Annotated in this window: 16 protein-coding genes and 2 pseudogenes; 8 read left to right on the forward strand and 10 right to left on the reverse strand. The window is 38.3% G+C overall.

Annotated features, from left to right (window positions below; genetic code table 11):
- Positions 1 to 115 precede the first annotated feature (115 nt).
- The 6 genes from IPL24_07610 (at position 116) to IPL24_07635 (ending at position 7,216) form a co-directional block, all read left to right on the forward strand.
- A complete protein-coding gene (locus IPL24_07610) occupies positions 116 to 562 on the forward strand; it encodes a response regulator (protein ID MBK8363549.1) in 447 nt (148 codons plus the stop codon).
- A gap of 9 nt (positions 563 to 571) precedes the next feature.
- Positions 572 to 2,668 carry a PAS domain-containing protein gene (locus IPL24_07615; protein ID MBK8363550.1) on the forward strand — a complete coding sequence of 699 codons (2,097 nt, stop codon included), beginning with the start codon at positions 572 to 574 and terminating at the stop codon, positions 2,666 to 2,668.
- A gap of 101 nt (positions 2,669 to 2,769) precedes the next feature.
- Positions 2,770 to 3,369 carry a hypothetical protein gene (locus tag IPL24_07620; GenBank protein ID MBK8363551.1) on the forward strand — a complete coding sequence of 200 codons (600 nt, stop codon included), beginning with the start codon at positions 2,770 to 2,772 and terminating at the stop codon, positions 3,367 to 3,369.
- Between the two features lie 110 nt (positions 3,370 to 3,479).
- Positions 3,480 to 3,893: a VOC family protein gene (locus IPL24_07625; protein ID MBK8363552.1), complete on the forward strand. Its 414-nt coding sequence runs from the start codon at positions 3,480 to 3,482 to the stop codon at positions 3,891 to 3,893.
- 372 nt (positions 3,894 to 4,265) lie between these two features.
- A complete protein-coding gene (locus IPL24_07630) occupies positions 4,266 to 5,846 on the forward strand; it encodes a hypothetical protein (protein ID MBK8363553.1) in 1,581 nt (526 codons plus the stop codon).
- Entirely contained in the window at positions 5,738 to 7,216 is a 1,479-nt protein-coding gene (locus IPL24_07635; protein MBK8363554.1) for a T9SS type A sorting domain-containing protein, read from the forward strand. The genes IPL24_07630 and IPL24_07635 overlap by 109 nt, the downstream gene beginning before the upstream one ends.
- 398 nt (positions 7,217 to 7,614) lie before the next feature.
- On the opposite strand, the gene IPL24_07640 is transcribed toward IPL24_07635, so the two are convergent.
- From IPL24_07640 to IPL24_07685, 10 genes and pseudogenes are all read right to left on the reverse strand, one after another.
- A complete protein-coding gene (locus IPL24_07640; protein ID MBK8363555.1) occupies positions 7,615 to 8,370 on the reverse strand; it encodes a capsular biosynthesis protein in 756 nt (251 codons plus the stop codon).
- 1 nt (position 8,371) lies between these two features.
- Positions 8,372 to 9,367 (reverse strand): SDR family oxidoreductase, encoded by a 996-nt coding sequence (locus tag IPL24_07645; protein ID MBK8363556.1) that lies wholly within the window; start codon positions 9,365 to 9,367, stop codon positions 8,372 to 8,374.
- Between the two features lie 19 nt (positions 9,368 to 9,386).
- Positions 9,387 to 10,457, reverse strand: a complete 1,071-nt coding sequence (gene rfbB / locus IPL24_07650; GenBank protein ID MBK8363557.1) for a dTDP-glucose 4,6-dehydratase — start codon at positions 10,455 to 10,457, stop codon at positions 9,387 to 9,389.
- A pseudogene (gene galE, locus IPL24_07655) lies at positions 10,450 to 11,459 on the reverse strand (UDP-glucose 4-epimerase GalE). Before galE ends, rfbB begins: the two are co-directional and overlap by 8 nt.
- Before the next feature lies 1 nt (position 11,460).
- Positions 11,461 to 12,750 (reverse strand): nucleotide sugar dehydrogenase, encoded by a 1,290-nt coding sequence (locus IPL24_07660; protein MBK8363558.1) that lies wholly within the window; start codon positions 12,748 to 12,750, stop codon positions 11,461 to 11,463.
- A 15-nt stretch (positions 12,751 to 12,765) separates the two neighbouring features.
- A complete protein-coding gene (locus IPL24_07665; GenBank protein MBK8363559.1) occupies positions 12,766 to 13,806 on the reverse strand; it encodes a Gfo/Idh/MocA family oxidoreductase in 1,041 nt (346 codons plus the stop codon).
- 3 nt (positions 13,807 to 13,809) lie between these two features.
- Positions 13,810 to 14,388, reverse strand: coding sequence for an N-acetyltransferase (locus IPL24_07670; protein ID MBK8363560.1), 579 nt, complete (start codon positions 14,386 to 14,388; stop codon positions 13,810 to 13,812).
- Positions 14,389 to 14,451: 63 nt separating this feature from the next.
- The gene (locus IPL24_07675) at positions 14,452 to 15,426 is read right to left on the reverse strand and encodes an SDR family oxidoreductase (GenBank protein MBK8363561.1); all 975 of its coding nucleotides are present in this window, start codon (positions 15,424 to 15,426) and stop codon (positions 14,452 to 14,454) included.
- 9 nt (positions 15,427 to 15,435) lie between these two features.
- A complete protein-coding gene (locus tag IPL24_07680) occupies positions 15,436 to 16,746 on the reverse strand; it encodes a UDP-glucose/GDP-mannose dehydrogenase family protein (protein MBK8363562.1) in 1,311 nt (436 codons plus the stop codon).
- A 47-nt stretch (positions 16,747 to 16,793) separates the two neighbouring features.
- On the reverse strand, positions 16,794 to 17,924 hold the full coding sequence (locus IPL24_07685) for a DegT/DnrJ/EryC1/StrS family aminotransferase (protein ID MBK8363563.1): 1,131 nt from the start codon (positions 17,922 to 17,924) through the stop codon (positions 16,794 to 16,796).
- A gap of 1,559 nt (positions 17,925 to 19,483) precedes the next feature.
- Here IPL24_07685 and pdhA point away from each other — a divergent pair.
- Both pdhA and IPL24_07695 read left to right on the forward strand, forming a co-directional pair.
- Positions 19,484 to 20,480 (forward strand): annotated as a pseudogene (gene pdhA, locus IPL24_07690) (pyruvate dehydrogenase (acetyl-transferring) E1 component subunit alpha).
- A gap of 153 nt (positions 20,481 to 20,633) precedes the next feature.
- Complete coding sequence (locus tag IPL24_07695; protein MBK8363564.1) at positions 20,634 to 21,968, forward strand: pyruvate dehydrogenase complex dihydrolipoamide acetyltransferase; 1,335 nt, start codon at positions 20,634 to 20,636, stop codon at positions 21,966 to 21,968.
- Positions 21,969 to 22,052 lie beyond the last annotated feature (84 nt).

The following is a 22,052-nucleotide window of genomic DNA, read 5'->3' on the forward strand; positions in this document are numbered from 1 at the left end:
CTTTGAGTAAAGATGTGCTCATTTGTTGTTGTTTCTGGTTGAAGGGTTAAATACGCATAAGTTCTTATGCAATTCTTTTGAAAGTTTACCCTGTTCAGATTAATTGGATTTTCGAATGAGAAAAATAATCAATAATCTTATCTTAGCAGATGATGATGATGAGGACAGCACATTTTTTCAAATTGCCCTTGATGAATTATTTTATTCGGCAAAACTAAAGGTTGTCAGAAATGGAGTGCAATTGATGGATCTGTTAAGCAGCACTAGCGCTTCTTCCTATGATATCTTATTTCTGGATCTGAATCTTCCAATAAAATCGGGATTGGAATGTCTGGAGGAAATTCGTCAGAATCAAAATCTGAAAAATCTGATTGTAGTTATTTTCTCTACATTTTTTAACATTGAATATGTACAAACACTTTATGAAAAAGGTGCAACATACTATATTCAGAAACCGGGTGATTTTTCTAAATTTAAAAAAGTTATCCAAAAGGCTTTGGTTAATTCAGCGAAAATTGACAATTTGCAACCTGGGCGAGAAGATTTTATACTCAAACCGTAATTTTTTATTATGCAGAAGGAGCAAACAACTACTGAATTCCAGTTTCTTTCCGGTGGTGGTGAAATGGGTAAGCTGACCAGACAAAAAGACTGGAGTAAAACATCTGTCGGGGATCCTTCAGGATGGCCGCAAAGTCTGCGTACTACTATCAGCATAATATTAAATTCTAAATTTCCGATGTTCCTGTTTTGGGGACAAGAGTTAGTTTGTTTTTATAACGATGCCTATCGCCCAAGTTTGGGTAATGATGGAAAGCACCCGCATATCCTTGGTGGCCGTGCAGAAGATTACTGGCAGGAGATCATGCATATTATTCGTCCTTTGATCGATAAGGTTTTAACAACAGGTGATGCTACATGGAGTGAAGATCAGTTGATCCCGATTTATCGCAATGGAAAGATGGAAGATGTCTACTGGACTTTCAGTTATAGTCCGGTAAAAGATGAGTCGGGTAAGCCAAGAGGTGTATTCGTAACCTGTACTGAAACGACAGGGAAAGTTACAGCATTGAAAACTCTTGAAGAGAGTACGAACAGGTTCTTGAATAATATCAAGCAGGCACCGGTTGCAATGTGTGTTTTGCGTGGAAAAGATTTTGTTGTCGAAATTGCAAATAACATGATGCTGGAGCTTTGGGGAAAAACTTCGGATGATGTAATGAATAAACCTTTATTTGTCGGACTGCCTGAGGTGAAAGGACAAGGTTTCGATGAACTTCTTATTGGTGTTTTTACCACTGGTGTAAAGTATGAAGGAACTGAAAGATCAGTTGGTCTACCGCGCAATGGGAAAATTGAGGAAAAGTTTGTAAATTTTATATATGATGCTTATCGGGAATCTGATGGCACAATATCCGGAATTCTTGTAATTGCGTCCGATGTCACTGAGCAAGTATTGACGAGAAGAAAGATTGAAGAAAGTGAAGCAAGATTGAATATTGTACTTGATGCAAGTGAATTGGGAACATGGGAACTTAATTTGAGAACAAGAGATGTTCTATATTCAAAGAGATATTTAAAAGTCTTTGGTTACGATCAGGATGTAAAACTGACACACGAACAGCTTTTATCACATCTGCATCCTGATGATAGAGAAATCAGAGATGCGGCTTTTGCAGAAGCTTTTAAAACAGGAAGTTTATTTTATGAATCACGATTGGTTTGGAGTGATGGAACAATTCACTATATGGAAGGTAAAGGAAAAGTGTTTTATGATGCAGAAGGAAAACCGGAAAAGTTAGTTGGAACAATCAGAGATATTACAGATTTAAAAAACCACCAAAGGGAACTTGAAGAAAGTGAAAAAAAATTCAGAGAGTTATCTAATTCACTTGAAAATTTAGTCGTAGAAAGAACGACGCAGCTTGAAGAAAAGAATGCAGAACTTGAAAAGATCAACCGGGAACTTCAGTCATTTGCATATATTTCCAGTCATGATCTGCAGGAGCCGTTACGTAAAATTCAGACTTTTTCTACCCGCATCATGGAGAAGGAAGAGGCAAATCTTTCTGCAGAAGGGAAAGACAGTTTTCAAAGGATGCAAAATGCCGCAAGAAGGATGCAGACTTTAATCGAAGATTTACTCTCATACTCACGCACAAATTCCAGCGAAAGAAAATTTGTCTACACAGATCTCAATAAAATATTTAATGAAGTTAAAGAAGATCTGAAAGAAGAATTTCATAATAAAAAGGCAGTACTGGAGTCAAACGTTTTACCAACGCTTTCAGTAATTCCCTTTCAGTTTAGACAGTTACTTTATAACCTGATCAGTAATTCGCTTAAATTTTCGGATGCAAAACGTCTATCAAAAATTATTGTAATGGGTGAACTTGGCCTTGCAAATAAATTTAATGAACCTGCATTGATAAGTGGAAAAGAATATTGTCATATCAGTTTGACTGATAATGGAATTGGGTTCGAACAGCAATACAGTGAGAAAATATTTGAAGTCTTTCAGCGTTTACATGGCAGATCAGAATATAAGGGAACAGGAATCGGATTGGCGATTGTGAAAAAGATTGTTGACAATCACCACGGATTAATAAAAGCCCATGGTAAAGTAGATCAGGGTGCAACTTTCGACTTATATATACCAACTTCATGAGAAAAGCGTATTTCGGTTTATTGTTTCTGTTGATTTATGATTTTGCCTGTGCTCAATCTATATCCTCTACTGTAGATTCTTTAACGAAGAGTCATTTGAAAATGACAGACAAAAATTACAATCAGTATTTCAATCGTTTGATTGCTCAAAGGGAAGAAAAAAAATTATATGCCAGACTGGATAGTATAAATTATGATGTCGTGCTTGTTGAAGAAAAGTATTGTGCAAAGGATAGTGTTTTTAATATTACAGAAAGATATTTTTCCTATTCCGATACAGGGTTCATAGAGGAAAAGTCTAAAGCTGATAGTGCATTTCTTCCGTTTCAACTTTATGTAATGGGGGACTCAGTAGATGTATTGTCTCACTATTATAGCAGTTCAACCGCTGGAATGTATCACTACGATTTACTTGATTATTATTATTCTCTCAATGCGATATTGTTAAATTATTCGGCAATAAAACCGGTACAGGAAATTGTGTATGATCAGGATCAGCCATGGCTTGGCTTTGAAAATCAATCTCAGTTTAATGCTGCAAAGAAGGATATTGAAAAGAGGGAGGAGCAGAAATTGAAAGAAACTTACCAGATAGTAACTTTTATAGACAAAAGATCAAACAAGAAATTAGTATCGTTGCAATTGCCTGCTAAAAATCCGAAACTGGATTTACGCTATGTGTATGTTTCGCATGATTGGTAAAACGGATAATTTTGTTTGTCGTAATTAACCCCTCAAATTGTCGTTACTGTCCATTCGATTTTAATTGCCAATGATTAATTTTGTTCTTGTATAAATAATATGAAAGGCAAATGGCAAAACTTAATCCTTATCTGAATTTTGAGAATACCCGGGAAGCAATGAACTTTTATAAAGAATGTCTGGGTGGAGAACTTATTTTACAAACCGTAAGTGAGATGCCCGAAATGGCTGCTCAAATGCCAACGGAAATGAAAGACAAAATTTTGCATTCAATGCTTACAAGCGGAGATATTGTCTTAATGGCCTCTGACCTGAATATGGAAAAAAGATCTGAAGGCAATACTATTCATCTATGTTTGAATTGCACAAGCGATGAAGAGATTAATTCACTTTTTGCAAAACTAAGCCCCGGCGGTAAAATCACAGAACCTCTGAATGATATGCCATGGGGCGGAAAATATGGTTCTCTAATTGATAAATTCAATATCCACTGGGTCTTTAATTTTCAAAAAAAAACTTTTTAACGAATAACGAATAACGAATAACTAATAACTATGAACTAATACCAAGCAATTTGTAGATACCCGATTTTTTTCTTTTTTCTTTTTTCTTCATTCCACTTCATTCCACTTCATTCCACTTCATTTCACTTCATTCCACTTCATTCCACTTCATTCCACTTCATTCCACTTCATTTCACTTCATTTCACTTCATTTCATTTCATTCTACTTCTTTTCACTCTTCATAACCCAATTATTCCCGTTCAGCAACTTTAAGCGTATTCATTAATTTAAAAGGTGAATATTGCCTTCATAATCAATCACCTACATCGTTAACCTACATGGGATAAGCTCATAGGTATGGAATATTAAGCTTCTTACATTTAACCTGCGTTATGAAAAAAACTACACCAATTATTATTTTATTTGTGATGCTCATGGAAACACTTCATGTAGCAGCCGGATCTCCGATCGTCAACAATTTGGGAAGTAATTCTCAGGTTAGTTTTATCAAAAATCAAGGACAGTGGATTCCTGAAATTATTTATAAAGGATCTTATACAGCTACCAGTGTTTCATTGCTGAACGATGGAATCAGTTTTTGTAATGCCGGCGAAGAAATAGAGAATCCTGATGGTTCAGAAGTTCATACTTATTATGTTTGGAATCTGAAATTCTTAAATGCTGCAGCGACAATTAATGTATCGGGGGAAAGACTGGTTGAAAGTAAGTTGTCGTATCTTTTTGGAAATGATCCTTCCGATTGGGTGATTCATCCTGAGGAATATTCCGAAATAAATTATAAAAATATTTACAATCAGATTGACCTGAAATTTTATGGACATCAATATGATCTGAAGTATGACTATATTCTGCATCCCGGTAGTTCGATCGCTTCTATTCAATCAGCTTATGAAGGGGTAGAAGCTTTGACTATTAATAGTGCCGGTGAGCTGGAAGTAAGAACTCAATGGCATACGCAGGTCCAGAGGAGACCTGTTGCATGGCAAATTAAAAATGGCAACAAACAATTTATAGATATCAGGTATGTTTTACTGAATGATTCAACTTTTGGTTTTACTGCTGCAAATGGCTATGACATTCACTATGACCTTATAATTGATCCGTTGTTTCAAATGGTGTGGGCATCTTATACAAATATTCCCGGCAGTGGAAATAATATCAATTACTGTTTTGCGAATGAAATGGATAATGCAGGAAATGTTTTTCTCACGGGGATGGTCGATGGTACTTTTCCGATTACTCCCGGCGCCTACTCAGGACCGGGAAATGTTTATCCGGAAATATTCGTTGCTAAATATTCCAGTGATGGTACTACCTTGATATATGGAACATATTTACCGGGAAGTTCCTCTGAGTTCGGAACCGATATCGAAGTGGATGATCTTGGACGCGCATTTGTTACCGGAATAGTGGATCTGAATATAACAGGCATAACAAATTTTCCTTCAACTGCTAATGCATATCAACCTGTTCACAGTAACGGATCAGATGCTTTCTTAACCGTGTTGAATCCCAACGGTACAGGTTTAGTATATTCATCTTTTTTAGGTGGAACAGGTGGTGAATGCGGTTATGGAATTGCATTAGGTGCAAGCGGGATTGCTTATATTACAGGATATACAACAACAGGCAATTTTCCTGTTAAAAATTCACAGGCTTTTCCAACCGGTGATAATGATGTTTTCGTTTCTAAATTTGATATCAATCAAACCGGAAATAATAGTTTGGTTTATTCCACACGAATAGGAGGAGGACAGTTTTCTTTATGTCATGGAAAAGCATTGCGGTTAATTCAAATGGAAATGTTTTTATTACCGGGACTGTATTTAATAATTCTAGTCCAATGTTATATCCGACTTCTCCGGGAGCTTATAATAACGTCTTCAATGGAGGCATCGATGGAACAATGGTTTTTGTTACAAAATTGTCGACAACAATGCCTGTATCGATAAGTTATTCTACTTTCATTGGACCAGGAGAAGGTAATGCAATTGCTGTAGATCAATCTACGGATGAAGTTTTTATTGCAGGAACTACTTACACTCCGACTTTTCCAATTACATCGGGAGCATTGCAACCGGTACATGCTTTGATGACCGATGCATTTGTCACAAAATTAAATAGCGCCGGATCAGGATTGGTCTATTCAACTTTTCTTGGCGGTGACTGGGGTGATCTTGGAACAGGTTTAGCAATCAATAGTGTCGGTGAAGCTTATATTTCCGGAATATCACAAGATCTCTTTCCAACCTCTCCCGGTGGCCTGCAGCCAAATAATGCAGGTACATATGATTTTTTTGTTGTTAACTTAAATGCAAGCGGAACAGGTTATGGGTGTGGTGGATCAACTTATGTTGGTGGAAGTGATGCCGATTATTCCGGTAGCTTCTATGATTTTCCTTCACCGAAAGTATCTATACTTGACAATGGTGGTGTGAATGATACAATCTTAATTAGTTCAACAACTCACTCGCAAGATTTTCCTGTTACTCCCGGCTCTTATGGTCCGGTGAAGATTAATGGAATTGCAGATCAACCGGTGTTCTTTAAAATGACCTGCTTTTCACCGGGAGCATTGCCGGATGGTCAGATCACCAGCAACAGTGTGTCTATTTGCAATGATGGTACAATAGATTTTCTCGATCAGTCATTAAATAATCCCACTTCCTGGAATTGGTATTTTCCTGGTGCATTACCTGCTTCTTCTTCCTTGCAGAATCCTTCTGCAATATCATACACTTCTCAAGGTACCTATGATGTAATTCTTGTAGCATGTAATTCTTTTGGTTGTGATTCAACTGTCTTTCCAAATTATATAACAGTTTATCCCGGTCCTGGTATCCCTTTCTTAACCACTTCAGGAGACACGATCATTTCCACTCCGGCATATTCCTATCAGTGGTATAATGGAGGCGTTGCAATTCCCGGCGAGACAAATCAATATTTTTTACCAACTCAGGATGGTGATTATTATGTAATGGTAATTGATTCTCTGGGATGTACTGCAGTAACAAAGTCAGTAACCATCACCGAGGTTGCTTCAGTAATTACAAACGACCTACAAATAAAAGTTTATCCGAATCCTGTATCAGGAATTGCTACGATCTATTTCAATTCTGTTGATGCAAGGGATGTTCAGATAAGTTTAATTGATGTGTCCGGTAGATTGGTTTATAAAATGTATAAAGGCAAAATAGACATAGGGGAAAATAGTATCAGTTTTGATCTCTCAGGTGTAGGAAAAGGTTTTTACTTTGTTGAAATGGTTAAGGGTGCTGGCAGGGGTGAGGTGGTATCTCGGGTCAGGCTTGTGCACTTCTAGGAACCGATAGGGCGTCCCTGACGGGACTTGGGATACAACGTTGTGGTTCTGTGGTACCGATAGGGCGTCCCTGACGGGACTTGGGGTGCGATGTTGTGGTTCTGTGTTACCTAGAGGGCGTCCCTGACGGGACTTGGGGTACGATGTTGTGGTTCTGTGTTACCTAGAGGGCGTCCCTGACGGGACTTGGGGTACGATGTTGTGGTTCTGTGTAGAGGGCGTCCCTGACGGGACTTGGGGGCGTCCCTGACGGGACTTGGGGTAGGTGATGCTGTTGGGCTTAACGAAAAGAATGTAAATGACTATGAAGGGGTGTAAGCGGATAACATTTGCAGATACCTTTTTCACTTTTCACTTTTCACTTTTCACTTTTCACTTTTCACCATTCACTATTCAACTTATATCCCTGCATTCTTTACACCGATAGCTGCAAGTTTATGTAAGTGTTTTTCAGAAACAACTTTTCTTAATCCGTCGAGGTGGCGCTGTCCGTGGAGATCACTGCCTATGAAATCGATCATATTCAGATCGATCATTTTTTCTCCAATGGCTTTTGCTCCGCCACCGTAGTAACCGGTGAGAGAATTAGTGTTCAATTGTAACAATGCACCGGTTTCTTTGATACGCTGAAATTCTTCAAACTTATTATACCAGAAAGGATAGCGCTCAGGATGTGCAAGCACAGGAATGTAACCAGCTACATTGATCTCAAAAATGATACTGTGTAAATTGTCAGGTGGATTGATGTATGAGATTTCAAATAAAAGATATTTGTCTTTGATAGCAATGATATCTTTCTGTTTTAGCTTAGGTAAAAATCCTTCATCAAGATAATATTCTGCAGCAGCGTCGATCTCTATATTGATATTTTGTTTCTGTAATTCTTTTCTGACATCATCAAGTCCACGTCGGATGATGTCCGGTGTGTTCTTGTAATAGTCGCTCATGATATGCGGAGTAGTTACGATCCTTTTGATACCAAGATCGACCATGCCCTGAATCATTTCTATAGATTCTGAAAGTGATTGTACTCCATCGTCTATACCGGGAATAAGATGACTGTGAATGTCTGTGTGAAAAACAGAAAGATCGGTTAGCTTCGGATAATCTTCTTCTTTTTTCTTTGTACCGAAGAGAGATTTAAAAATTGACATGCTATTTTGTATTAACTCCGGATGTACGGAACCATGCAAAGGTACGTTTTAATCCTTCTTCTGCGCGGATAGTGGGCTCATATCCGAGAAATTCCTTTGCTTTACTGATGTTTGCAAGTGAATCCCGAATATCACCGGGACGGGTTTCTCTATGCGTTGGTTTTAAGCTTGAATCAGTTAATTTGGCTATTAACCTGAATAGTTCATTCACTGAAATCCGTTCGCCTACTGCGACATTGTACACCTGATTCAGAGCGCCTTCATTTTTTGTCAGCATAGCCCGCATATTCGCCTGAACTGCATTTTCAACGTAGGTGAAATCGCGCGTTTGTTCTCCATCACCATCGATCAATGGCGATTTGTGATCAAGTACTGCCTGCATGAACAATGGAATCACTGCTGCATATGCACCTTCAGGACTTTGGTTTGGACCAAAGACATTAAAATATCTTAATCCGATGATGCGCATTTTATAAGTCGATGCAAACACATTTGCATAAAGCTCATTCGTTTTTTTGCTTACTGCATAAGGAGAAAGTGGATTTCCGGTTTCAGCTTCGATTTTCGGAAGTACAGGATGGTCGCCGTATACTGAAGACGAACTGGCATAAACAAATTGCATAACCCCTGCATCGCGCGCAGCAACGAGCATATTCAGAAAACCTGTTGCATTGATAGAGTGAGTGGCAATCGGATCTTTCACTGAGCGCGGTACAGATCCTAAAGCTGCCTGATGGGAAACGAAATGGATGCCTTCACATGCCTGATGGCACGTAGTTAGATCACGAATGTCGCCTTCGATAAATTCAAAATTCGGTAAGCCAATAAATTTTTCAATATTGATACGCGAACTCGTAAGCAAATTGTCGAGTACACGAACTTTTCCTGCATTATTTTCAATCAGATATTCTACAAGATTAGATCCGATAAATCCGGATCCGCCTGTGATGAGAAAAGAAAATTTGCTAAGATCTTCTGAATGAAATTTATTTGCCATTTTTCGTTTTGTAATACTGTTATCGGGCAACATATTGTTGCTCATAAAAATTTAAGTAATCTCCTGAAGTTACATTTTTCAGCCATTCTTCATTCGTAAGATACCATTCAACCGTTTTCTCGAGTCCTTCTTCAAACTTTAATGATGGACTCCATCCTAATTCCTTTTGTAATTTCGAAGAATCAATTGCATATCTCATATCATGTCCGGCACGATCCTTAACGAAGGTAATCAGAGAAGCGCTGGTACCCGGACTTCTGTTCAATTTCTTGTCCATGATCGTACACAATAACTTGATCAGGTCAATATTTTTCCATTCGTTATTGCCGCCAACATTATATGTTTCTCCGGTTTTTGATTTGTGAAAAATTGTGTCAATTGCAGAAGCATGATCTTCTACAAAAAGCCAGTCGCGGATATTTTCACCTTTTCCATATATAGGAATCGGCTTCATGTTCTTAATATTATTTATTGAAAGTGGAATTAATTTTTCCGGAAAGTGAAATGACCCGTAATTGTTGGAGCAGTTCGAAATAACAACAGGCAATTTGTAAGTGTCATAATAGGCTCTCACAAAGTGATCTGAACTTGCTTTGGAAGCGGAGTAGGGGCTATGCGGGTCGTATGATGTTTTTTCAGTGAACAAACCTGTTTCTCCTAATGTTCCGTAAACTTCATCAGTAGAAACATGATAGAACAGATTTTTTCCGGAACTGAAATCACTCCACGATTTTCTTGCTGCATTCAGTAAATTAACTGTGCCGACTACATTAGTCATTACAAATTCGATCGGATTGGAGATACTTCTGTCGACGTGCGATTCAGCGGCAAGGTGAATTACAGCATCGATCTTTTCTTCAGTGAAAAGTTTATTGATCAATTCAGCATCAACAATATCACCTTTTATGAAAGTATAATTTGGCTTCGAGCTAACATCAACAAGATTGGCAAGATTCCCGGCGTACGTCAGTTTGTCAAGGTTTACAATTCTGTAATCAGGATATTTATTGACAAATAACCGAACAACATGCGAACCGATAAATCCGGCTCCGCCTGTAATCAAAATAGTTTTTTTATAAATTTTATTCATTGATATGTTTTTCCCAGGCCCAGGCCGATCTTACAATATCTTCCAGACTCAATTCTGTTCTCCAGTTTAATTCTTTGCCTGCCTTTGTAGTGTCGGCATAAACTTTCTCTACATCACCCGCACGACGGTCACCAAGTTTATAATTTAACTTTTGTCCGGTAACTCTTTCAAACGTTTGGATTACTTCCAGAACAGTATTGCCATTCCCTGATCCAAGATTGTAAATTTCAAACTTCGAAGAATTCTTTTTCTTTATGAGTAACTCTATTGCTGAAATATGTGCTTTAGCAATGTCAACTACATGTATATAATCTCTTACACAAGTTCCATCTTTTGTATTGTAGTCGCTTCCGAATACTGTTGTGGATTCACGCTTACCTATTGCTGTTTGTGTGATTACAGGAACGAGATTACTAGGCGGCTGCCATGGATATTCACCAATCAGCGCTGATTCATGTGCGCCTGCAGGATTGAAATATCTCAATGCAATGCCATTGAATTCTGCAAACCTGAGAGTTTCTGCCATGATCTCTTCGCCGATCTGTTTCGTATTCCCATAGGGAGATTCTGCCTTTGATAAGGGAGTAGTTTCTGAAACCGGTAACTCTTGCGTTTGTCCATAAACGGAACATGAAGAAGAGAAACAAAATTATCAAGTTTCAATTCATTATATACTTCCAGTAAATTTATCAGCGAAACGAGATTATTCCTGTAATACTTTAAAGGTTGCTCTACTGATTCTCCTACTGCTTTGAATGCAGCAAAATGAATTGTAGCAGCAATTGAATGCTCTTTGAAGATCTTCAGTACACTTTCTTTATTGCAAATATCAACTTCAACAAATATTAATTTTTGCCCTGTGATCTTTTCAATTGCCGCCAGAACATCTTTTCGGCTGTTACTGAAATTGTCAGCAATAACGGGAGTATAACCTTTGCTGATCAGTTCAACAACGGTATGAGATCCGATATAGCCGGTACCACCGGTAACAAGTATTTTCATTTTATAAACTCCAGTAATGAGTCTTTGAAAATTTTCCTTTATAAATCCCTTTTATATCAATGATCAATCCGTCTTTGCCAAGAACTTTTGAGAACCAGGTTTCGTCGAAATTTTTGTATTCAGAATGATTGACCGCTATAATAACGGCATCATAATCGTTGCCGATATTTTTCGTTAGTTCAAATCCGTATTCGAGTTTAAGCTCTGAGCTGTTGGCACGCGGATCACTCACTTCAACCGTTACACCATAAGAAATAAGTTCTTTGACTACATCAGCAACTTTTGAATTCCGGATGTCTTCAACATTCTCTTTAAATGTAGCACCGAGTACAAGTACCTTTGACTTGGAAACATCTTTTCCAAGTGCAATTATTTTCTTTACAGTTTGCTTGGCAACATAAAATCCCATACTGTCATTCACATAACGACCACTGTTGATCACCTGTGCATGATATCCAAGTTCCTGTGCTTTGTAAGTAAGATAATACGGATCAACTCCTATGCAATGTCCACCTACCAGACCCGGCTGGAAGCGGATGAAGTTCCATTTTGTTCCGGCAGCTTCAAGAACATCATAAGTATTAATTCCCATTTTATTGAAAATGATACTTAATTCATTCATCAAGGCAATGTTCACATCACGCTGAGTGTTTTCAATGATCTTTGCTGCTTCTGCAACACGGATCGATGAAGCACGGTGTACGCCTGCTTTAACAATGATCTGATATGTTTCTGAAATTTCATTCAATGCTTCTTCATCACATCCTGAAACTACTTTAAGAATTTTTGTAATGGTATGTTCTGTATCACCCGGATTAATTCTTTCAGGAGAATAGCCGATCTTAAAATCAGTCTTACATTTCAATCCTGAAAGCTCTTCAAGAATTGGTAAACAATCTTCTTCAGTACATCCGGGATATACTGTTGATTCATAAACAACGTAATCGCCTTTCTTCAAAACTTTGCCGATCGATTTAGTTGCACTCAACAGTGGTTTTAAATCCGGCAGATTGTGTTCGTCGATTGGGGTTGGAACTGTTACTATGAAAAATGAAGCTTCTTTTAATTTATCAAGAGAAGATGTGAATTCAATAGATTTGTTCTTGAATTGCTCAGCAGACAATTCACCGCTTGGATCAATGCCTTTACGCATTTTATCTAATCGTTCTTCGTTAATATCGAAACCGATCACTTCTATTTTACTTGCAAATTCAAGTGCAATTGGTAATCCTACATAGCCTAAGCCTAGGACAGCAAGTTTTTTCTTTTTTTGTAATAATTCCTGATGCATGGAAAAAAATGGATGTTAATTCGATTTAAGTAACGATGCCGGACGAAGAGAATAGATGCGTTCAATGATATCGACCACTTTCAATCCTTCCAGAGCATTTGTTGTAACTGTAGTTCTGCCTTTCAAAGTATTCACTACATTTTCTATGATGTAATGATGATTTGCTGCAGAGCCTTTATAATTGCCGTAATCATTCGCAGGGTTAACCGGAGCGAGTTTAGGCATAGTGTAATTTTCTATATGACAATATTCAACTTCATTCATATACTGACCACCGATCTTTACACTTCCTTTTTCTCCGATGATAGTTATGCTGCTTTCCAGATTTGCATCCCAGACAGCAGTAGAGTAGTTGATGCAACCTAATCCGCCGTTGATGAAATTAAAATTCACCATTCCGGAATCTTCGAAGGCAGTAGTTTTTTTATGTGTGAAGTCGCTGAATTTTGCATTGATATTTGTAATGTCTCCAAAAAGCCAGTACATGATATCTATGAAATGCGAGAACTGAGTAAACAATGTTCCTCCATCAAGATCAGCAGAACCTTTCCAGTTTTTGCCATTGTAATATCGTTCATCACGATTCCAATAGCAATTCAGTTGTACTAAAAATATTTCTCCGATCACCTGACTTTCGATCACTTCTTTTATCCAAAGTGAGGGTGGAGAATATCGATTCTGCATTACACAGAAAATATGTTTTGAAACCTGTAGCCCTTTGAAAATAATTTTTTCGCAATCAGCTACGTTCAATGCCATAGGTTTTTCTATGACTACATGTTTTTTACGATCAAGTGCTTTTAATGTATGTTCGGCGTGAAGTCCGTTCGGTGTACAAATACTGATCACATCGAAGTCAATTCCTGAATCCAGCATTGCATCAACAGAATTGAAAAAAGGAACATCAAGATCTATCAATCCCAGAGTTTCCATTGGTTTGATGTCGCACATGGCAACAAGTTCAACTTCCGGGTTTCGTCGGATCATTTCAGCATGGCGCTTACCAATGTGTCCTGCACCAATTATTCCAAATCGTATTTTCTTTTCTGAACTCATAAATTATTTTACCCGGCGAACTTTATTTCCTGTAAGCTTATATTCTTGTTTACTTTCCGGACAAACAGCAATTCCATTTGCATCGAATTTTAGTTTGTGTCCGTATTCGCTCATCCATCCGGTTTGTTTGGCCGGGTTGCCTACTACTAATGCATAAGGAGGAATATCTTTTGTAACCACAGCACCGGCACCAATGAATGCATACTCTCCGATGTTATGTCCGCAGACAACGGTAGCGTTTGCTCCGATGGTTGCACCTTTGCCGACATTCGTTTTCAGATATTGATTTCTTCTGACGATTGCTGAACGTGGATTATTGACATTTGTAAAGACCATACTTGGTCCAAGAAAAACATCATCTTCACAAACAACACCTGTAAAAATTGAAACGTTGTTCTGCACTTTTACATTTTTGCCTAGAACAACTTCAGGTGAGATGACAACGTTTTGTCCGATGTTACAGTTTTCGCCGATCTGACAATTACTCATTATATGACTGAAATGCCAGATCTTCGAACCATCTCCGATTTTTGCACCTTCATCAATTATTGCTGAAGGATGTACAAAATAGCTATTTTCCATAGATGTTAAAGAATACGATTTTGCACGAATATACGAATGTCTACCCGATTATTCAGGAGAAAATCATGAAAAACGATGGGCTGAATTGTACAGCTCTTCTTTCGATAATCCTTTGAAATATTCATAAGTCCGGCGCAAACCTTCAGCACGGTGAACCTTTGGTTCCCAGCCTAATACAGATCTAGCCAGAGTAATATCCGGCTGACGCTGCTTAGGATCATCCTGTGGCAATGGCTTCGAAATGATCTTCTGATTTGTACCTGTGAGTTTGATGATCTCCTGAGCAAAATCCATAATAGTGATCTCGTCCGGATTCCCAATGTTTACCGGATACTGATAATCACTGTGAAGCAAACGATAAATTCCCTCTATCAGATCATCAACATAGCAAAAAGAACGTGTCTGACTTCCATCTCCGAACACAGTCAGATCTTCACCACGTAATGCTTGCCCGATAAATGCAGGTAACACACGTCCATCATTCAAACGCATTCTCGGCCCATAGGTATTGAATATTCTTACAATCCGTGTTTCGAGATTATGGTAAGTATGATAAGCCATCGTAATTGCTTCCTGAAAACGCTTCGCCTCATCATAAACTCCGCGCGGACCAATAGGATTCACATTGCCCCAGTAGTCTTCCTTTTGAGGATGAACCAATGGGTCACCATACACTTCTGATGTTGATGCTACAAGTATTCTCGCACCTTTGGCTTTTGCTAATCCTAGTAAGTTGTGCGTTCCAAGTGAACTTACCTTTAAAGTCTGAATCGGAATTTTTAAATAATCGATCGGACTTGCAGGTGAAGCGAAATGTAAAATATAATCCAGTTCACCCGGAACATGTACATACTTGGAAACGTCGTGATTGAAAAATTCAAATTCTTTTAACTTAAAAAGATGTTCAATATTTTTCAGATCACCGGTAATGAGATTGTCCATTCCAATTACATCATAGCCTTCTTTGATAAAGCGGTCACATAAGTGTGAGCCTAAAAATCCGGCAGCTCCTGTGATCAGGACTTTTTTATTTTTCATTGCAATCGATCAGTTTATTTTATTTCTTCCAACACTATAATAAGTAAATCCTAAATCTTTCATCTGCTGAAGGTCATAGAGATTTCTTCCGTCGAATATAAGTTTGTTGCGAAGTGATTTTTCAATTTTTTCAAATTCAGGAGTTCTGAAAACAGACCACTCTGTAGCAATCAAGAGCATATCAGCTCCGGAAAGAATTTCATAAGGATCTTTTCCATAAGAAATCTTATCGCCAAGAATCGCTTTTACATTTTTCATTGCTTCAGGATCATAAGCAATAACTTGCGCTCCCAGTTTGAGCAATTCCTCTATGATATAAAGAGAAGGTGCTTCACGAATATCATCTGTGTCAGGTTTGAAAGCCAGACCCCAGAGTGCTACTTTTTTACCTTTCAGGTCACCGTTAAAATGATCGGTGATCTTTTTAATTATAGATATCTTTTGTTTCTCATTAACTGACATCACTGATTTCAGAATTGAGAACTGATAATTATGTTCTTCAGCAGTATGGTGTAGCGCCATCACATCTTTTGGAAAACAACTTCCGCCATAACCAATTCCTGCAAACAGAAATCTTTTTCCTATTCTTTCATCGGTACCAATTCCAATTCTTACAGAATCAACATTTGCTCCGACACGTTCACAAAGGTTAGCGATCTCATTCATGAATGTGATCTTCGTAGCAAGGAAAGCATTGGCTGCATATTTTGTTAATTCAGCTGATCTTTCGTCCATGAAATAAACCGGATTTCCCTGACGAACGAAAGGCCCGTACAATTCTGTCATCATTTTTTTTGCACGATCAGATTGGGTTCCGATCACTACACGATCTGGCTTCATAAAATCATCTACTGCAAAACCTTCTCTTAAAAATTCAGGATTTGAGACTACATCGAATTCAGTCGTGCAGTTTTTTGAGATCGTTTCTCTTACTTTTTCGGCGGTTCCAACAGGAACTGTGCTTTTGTTGATGACAATGGTATATTTCGTTAGCAGATGCCCTAGTTGTTCGGCCACTTGTAAAATATATTTCAAGTCTGCAGATCCATTTTCACCGGGCGGAGTAGGCAAAGCAAGGAAAATAATTTTTGCATCTTCAATTCCTTTTTTCAGGTCGGTGGTAAAATGCAGGCGACCTTGTTCAATATTTCTCTCAAACAACAGATCAAGATGTGGTTCGTAAATCGGAATTTCACCTCTCTGCATTCGTTCCACTTTAGCTTTGTCAATATCAATACAGGTTACCTGATTTCCTGTTTCAGCAAAACAAGTTCCTGTTACTAATCCAACGTATCCTGTACCTACAACTGCTATTTTCATAAAACTATTTTAAGGTTTAAATATAAAAAATGGTGTGATGGTCTTTATTAAATATTGAAAAACTCCAATACATTCTTTGTAATGTATGAAAGTGTTTCTTCATTCATTTCTGTGTGAATTGGTAATGCAATGACGCTTGCGCATAATTTTTCAGTCACAGGAAAATCACCTTCTTTATATCGCGGATCACGATAAGCTTTTTGTAAATGAAGTGGAACCGGATAATAGATCATTGCCGGAATTTCTTTTGATGCAAGATACTCGCGCAATTTATCACGACTTGCATCTTTCAATATAAGTGTGTATTGATGAAAGACGTGATTCGATAATTTTGTTCGCTCAGGTGTTACAATATTTTTATGATTGGCAAAAGCTTTGTCATAATAATCAGCAACATTTCTGCGTGCTGCTGCATACTCATCGAGGTGACGAAGTTTTATTCTCAACACTGCCGCTTGAATACTGTCAAGTCTGGAGTTTACACCAATTTCATCATGATAATATAATACTGATTGACCATGGTTTGCAATCATTCTGATTTTCTTTGCAATGGCATCATCATTTGTAAAAATAGCGCCACCATCTCCATAACAACCAAGATTTTTCGAAGGGAAAAATGATGTTGCTGCTATATGTCCGATCGTACCTGCCTTCTGAGTTTTTCCTGACTTGGAATGATAATCTGCACCAATTGCCTGAGCGTTATCTTCGATCACATACAGGTTATGTTTTTTTGCAATGTCCATGATGGCATCCATATCAGCAACCTGTCCAAACAAATGTACCGGAACGATGACTTTTGTTTTCGGAGTTATTGCAGCTTCAATTGCTTTGGGATCGATCAGAAAAGTTCCCGGAAGAACATCTACCAATACCGGTTTCAATTTCAGTAATGCGATCACTTCAGCCGTGGCCACATAAGTGAAATTTGCCGTGATCACTTCATCGCCGGGCTCAAGATTCAAAGCCATCATTGCGATCTGAAGTGCATCGGTTCCATTGGCACATGGAATCACATGCTTTATATTCAGGTAAGCTTCCAGTTCAGATTGAAACGATTTTACCTCCGGACCATTGATGAACATACAAGAGCGGATTGTGCTCAAGACTGCATTATCAACTTCTGCCTGTATCTTTTCATACTGACCCACAAGGTCAACCATTTGTATCTTTTTCATGGACTAATTTTGTGAATGCGAATATAGAGGATTTTATTAGATGAGGGGAGATGATGCAGGTCTTGTCTGCTGTATTAAACCCACAGGGAATTAAGCAAATTATTGAATTGAATATCACGTAATTATACCAATAGAAGATAGATTTTAAACAATTCAATTTCAAGGCAGAAATATGATAATCAGATCACGTTTTAATTTGAAAACTTTAATAATTTGATTTTTAATTGAAAACCTTTACTAATTCATGTTCGACCCCTCCGGGGTCGGTTCGGTGTGTTTGTATCTAATTCCTACCAATATGCGACCCCTCCGGGGTCGGTGTGGTGTTATCTAATATCTACAAATATGCGACCCTTTCATGCCCGGGCATTTTGCAAATTTATTGAAGCGGTAACATTCAAATGGAATCATTAATGTTTCAGACTCTATTAGGAATTAGTTTGTCATGATGGAAAAATGGTCAATCGGTGCGATACTGAAGCGATCGCATCTTTGCAGAAATGATACCCAAGGATGTTATATCTACAAAAATGTGACCTTTTCATGCTCGGGAATTTTGCAAATTTATTGAAGCGGCAACATTCAAATTGAATCATTAATGTTTCAGACTCTATTAGGAATAAGTTTATCATGTTGGGAAAATGGTCAATCGGTGCGATACTGAAGCGATCGCATCTTTGCAGAAATGATACCCAAGGATGTTTTATCTACAAAAATGTGACCCTTTCATGCTCGGGAATTTTGCAAATTTATTGAAGCGGCAACATTCAAATTGAATCATTAATGTTTCAGACTCTATTAGGAATAAGTTTATCATGTTGGAAAAATGGTCAATCGGTCCGATACGGAAGCGATCGCATCTTTGCAGAAATTATACCCAAGGATGTTATATCTACAAAAATGTGACCCTTTCATGCTCGGGAATTTTGCAAATTTATTGAAGCGGCAACTTTCAAATTTTATCATTAGTGTTTCTGACTCTATTTAGAATTAGTTTTTATGACTGAAAAATTGTTGTGCTGCTAGACCCTGAAGGGTTCGCATAATAAGTTAAAAATGGTTGTGTAGTTCGACCCTGAAGGGTTCGCATAATAAGTTCAAAATGGTTGTACAGCTCGACCTTGAAGGGTTCGCATAATAAGTAAAAATGGTTGTACAGCTCGACCCTGAAGGGTACGCATAATGTTGTGTAGTTCGACCCAGAAGTGTTCACATAAAAATGGTTGTGTAGTTCGACCCTGAAGGGTTCGCATAATAAGTTAAAAATGGTTGTACAGCTCGACCCTGAAAGGGTCGCATATTTGTAGAAATGATAGTCAAGCACCACAACGACCCCGGAGGGGTCGAACATGATTTGCTGTAAATTTGCATGATTCGGAATCAATCATTTTAAGTTGTTAAAAATCAACAATATATTGCGTGATTGGCTTGAAAAATTGCCAATTGTCAAAATGATTTAATTCAATCTTGTGAATGCCTTTGTTTACAGCCGCCGAACCTTCAATTTTACCAAAAACATAGAAAGGAAAATATATCTTTGCCTTTGAATAAAATCGAATATGGCCAAAAGTAAATTCAAGAAAGAACATTATCTCCAGTGGTATGAAAGCATGTTGCTGATGCGCAAATTTGAAGAGCGCGCCGGACAACTTTATGGAATGCAAAAAATAAAAGGATTTTGTCACTTATATATAGGACAGGAAGCTGTCGTTGCCGGTGCAATGTCGGTTCTGAAACCGGAAGATAATATGATCACTGCTTACAGAGATCATGCACATGCTTTGGCTAAAGGAGTTTCTGCACGCGCAGTGATGGCCGAACTTTATGGTAAAGCAACCGGTTGTTCTAAAGGCAAAGGCGGATCAATGCATATGTTTGATGCGAAAGCGAAGTTTTTCGGAGGACATGGTATTGTCGGCGGACAAATTCCTCTGGGTGCCGGAATTGCATTTGCTGATAAGTTCAACGGCAATAAAAATGTGACTGTATGTTACATGGGCGATGGCGCTGTTCGTCAAGGTGCCTTTTCATGAAGCATTCAACATGGCAATGACATGGAAACTTCCGGTGATCTTTGTGATTGAAAATAACAATTATGCTATGGGTACTTCTGTTGGACGTTCCAGCAATGTAACTGAGCTTTATAAATTAGGATTGGCATACGACATCCCTTCTGAACCGGTTGATGGAATGGAAGTGGAAGCTGTTCATGATGCCATGGAAAAAGCTGTTGAACGTGCACGTAAAGGTGATGGTCCAACATTGTTAGAGATGAATACGTATCGTTACAAAGGGCATTCAATGAGTGATCCTGCAAAGTATCGTACGAAAGAAGAAGTAGAATCATACAAAGCAAAAGATCCGGTTGAAATTGTTTTAAAAACAATTCAGGATAATAAATATGCAACATCAGCAGAGATTGAGATCATCAATAACAAAGTTCGTGATGAAGTAGAAGATTGCGTAAAATTCTCCGAAGAATCTCCATACCCGGATCCATCTGAATTATACATTGATGTGTATGTGCAGAAGGATTATCCGTATATTATGGATTAATTGAAATTGTTAAAGGTTTCAGGTTTGCAGGTTTCAGGTTGGTTTTAAACATAGAACCTGGAACCTGAAAACCTGCAACCTTCAACAAATTGTTAATAGAACGTAGTAAAATTCTTGAATTAAATTTAAAAGTAATTTCTAACTAATATAAAGATGGCCGAAATAGTCCGCATGCCGAAAATGAGTGATACTATGACTGAAGGAGTTGTAGCGAAGTGGCATAAAAATGTTGGTGATCCTGTGAAATCAGGGGAGTTGGTTGCTGAGATCGAAACCGATAAGGCAACGATGGAATTCGAATCATATCAGGAAGGTGTTTTGTTGTATCGTGGAGTCGAAGAAGGAAAGGCTGCACCGGTAGACGGTATCCTGGCTATTTTAGGAAAAGCCGGTGAAGATTATAAGGACTTGCTCGCAACTGAAACTTCAAAGAGCGCAGCACCTGCTGAAGAGGCAACACCGAAAACGGAAGCGCCTGCAAAGTCAGAAGAAAAAGCAGCGCCGAAAGCAGAAGCGAAAACTGCTCCGGCACCCGCTGCAAAACAAGAAGCAGCTCCTGTTGCTAAATCTACACCAGCTCCTGCACCTAAACCAGCGGCAACGGTTAATGGAAGTACTGACGATAGAATGAAAGCCTCACCACTTGCTCGTCGACTAGCAAATGAAAAAGGTGTTGATCTTTCTAAAGTAATGGGCTCAGGAGATTCAGGTCGTATCGTGAAACGCGATATCGATTGGTTCAAACCCGGAATGGCTGTTCAAAGCGCAAATGCTTTTTCAAATGCTGTGACAGAAGAAAGTTTCGATGAAGTTGCAGTTTCACAAATGCGTAAGACGATTGCAAAACGTCTGGCAGAAAGTAAATTTACCGCGCCGCATTTTTATCTGACGATAGAGATTGACATGGATAATACTATATCTGCAAGAGAAAGCATCAATGCTGTAACCGGATCAAAAGTTTCCTTCAATGATTTCGTTGTGAAAGCTGCAGCAGCGGCATTAAGTCAGCATCCGAAAGTAAATTCTTCGTGGCTGGGCGATAAGATCCGTGTCAATCATCATGTTCATATTGGTGTAGCCGTAGCTGTAGAAGAAGGCTTGCTTGTACCTGTCGTTCGTTTTGCTGATTCAAAAACGCTCCGCGAAATCAATGCAGAAGTAAAAACGCTTGCACAAAAAGCAAAAGATAAAAAACTCCAGCCGGCCGAGTGGGAGGGAAATACATTTACAATTTCTAATCTGGGAATGTTTGGTATAGATGAATTCACAGCCATCATTAATCCACCCGATGCCTGCATTCTTGCCGTCGGCGGAATTCAGCAAAAGCCGGTTGTTAAAAACAATCAGATCGTTGTCGGAAATGTTATGAAAGTAACCTTGAGTTGCGATCACCGAGTAGTCGATGGAGCAACAGGTTCAGAATTCCTGCGTACTTTCAAAGGCTTGCTGGAAAATCCGGTTGTGCTTTTGGGTCAGGCTTCGATTTAGATTTAAAAAATTTAAAGTATCAAAAGGGTTTAAGGTGTGTGCTACATCTTAAACCCTTTTTTTATGAATATTTCACAAGGGCCA

It is taken from the genome of Bacteroidota bacterium (assembly GCA_016711505.1).
Taxonomy (GTDB): domain Bacteria; phylum Bacteroidota; class Bacteroidia; order AKYH767-A; family 2013-40CM-41-45; genus JADKIH01.

What these genes read in the sequence shown, in the direction of transcription:
- IPL24_07610 (MBK8363549.1), top strand. Translation starts at nt 116, where the DNA reads ATGAGAAAAATAATCAATAATCTTATCTTAGCAGATGATGATGATGAG.
- IPL24_07615 (MBK8363550.1), top strand. Translation starts at nt 572, where the DNA reads ATGCAGAAGGAGCAAACAACTACTGAATTCCAGTTTCTTTCCGGTGGT.
- IPL24_07620 (MBK8363551.1), top strand. Translation starts at nt 2,770, where the DNA reads ATGACAGACAAAAATTACAATCAGTATTTCAATCGTTTGATTGCTCAA.
- IPL24_07625 (MBK8363552.1), top strand. Translation starts at nt 3,480, where the DNA reads ATGGCAAAACTTAATCCTTATCTGAATTTTGAGAATACCCGGGAAGCA.
- IPL24_07630 (MBK8363553.1), top strand. Translation starts at nt 4,266, where the DNA reads ATGAAAAAAACTACACCAATTATTATTTTATTTGTGATGCTCATGGAA.
- IPL24_07635 (MBK8363554.1), top strand. Translation starts at nt 5,738, where the DNA reads ATGTTATATCCGACTTCTCCGGGAGCTTATAATAACGTCTTCAATGGA.
- IPL24_07640 (MBK8363555.1), bottom strand. Translation starts at nt 8,370, where the DNA reads ATGTCAATTTTTAAATCTCTCTTCGGTACAAAGAAAAAAGAAGAAGAT.
- IPL24_07645 (MBK8363556.1), bottom strand. Translation starts at nt 9,367, where the DNA reads ATGGCAAATAAATTTCATTCAGAAGATCTTAGCAAATTTTCTTTTCTC.
- rfbB (MBK8363557.1), bottom strand. Translation starts at nt 10,457, where the DNA reads ATGAATAAAATTTATAAAAAAACTATTTTGATTACAGGCGGAGCCGGA.
- IPL24_07660 (MBK8363558.1), bottom strand. Translation starts at nt 12,750, where the DNA reads ATGCATCAGGAATTATTACAAAAAAAGAAAAAACTTGCTGTCCTAGGC.
- IPL24_07665 (MBK8363559.1), bottom strand. Translation starts at nt 13,806, where the DNA reads ATGAGTTCAGAAAAGAAAATACGATTTGGAATAATTGGTGCAGGACAC.
- IPL24_07670 (MBK8363560.1), bottom strand. Translation starts at nt 14,388, where the DNA reads ATGGAAAATAGCTATTTTGTACATCCTTCAGCAATAATTGATGAAGGT.
- IPL24_07675 (MBK8363561.1), bottom strand. Translation starts at nt 15,426, where the DNA reads ATGAAAAATAAAAAAGTCCTGATCACAGGAGCTGCCGGATTTTTAGGC.
- IPL24_07680 (MBK8363562.1), bottom strand. Translation starts at nt 16,746, where the DNA reads ATGAAAATAGCAGTTGTAGGTACAGGATACGTTGGATTAGTAACAGGA.
- IPL24_07685 (MBK8363563.1), bottom strand. Translation starts at nt 17,924, where the DNA reads ATGAAAAAGATACAAATGGTTGACCTTGTGGGTCAGTATGAAAAGATA.
- IPL24_07695 (MBK8363564.1), top strand. Translation starts at nt 20,634, where the DNA reads ATGGCCGAAATAGTCCGCATGCCGAAAATGAGTGATACTATGACTGAA.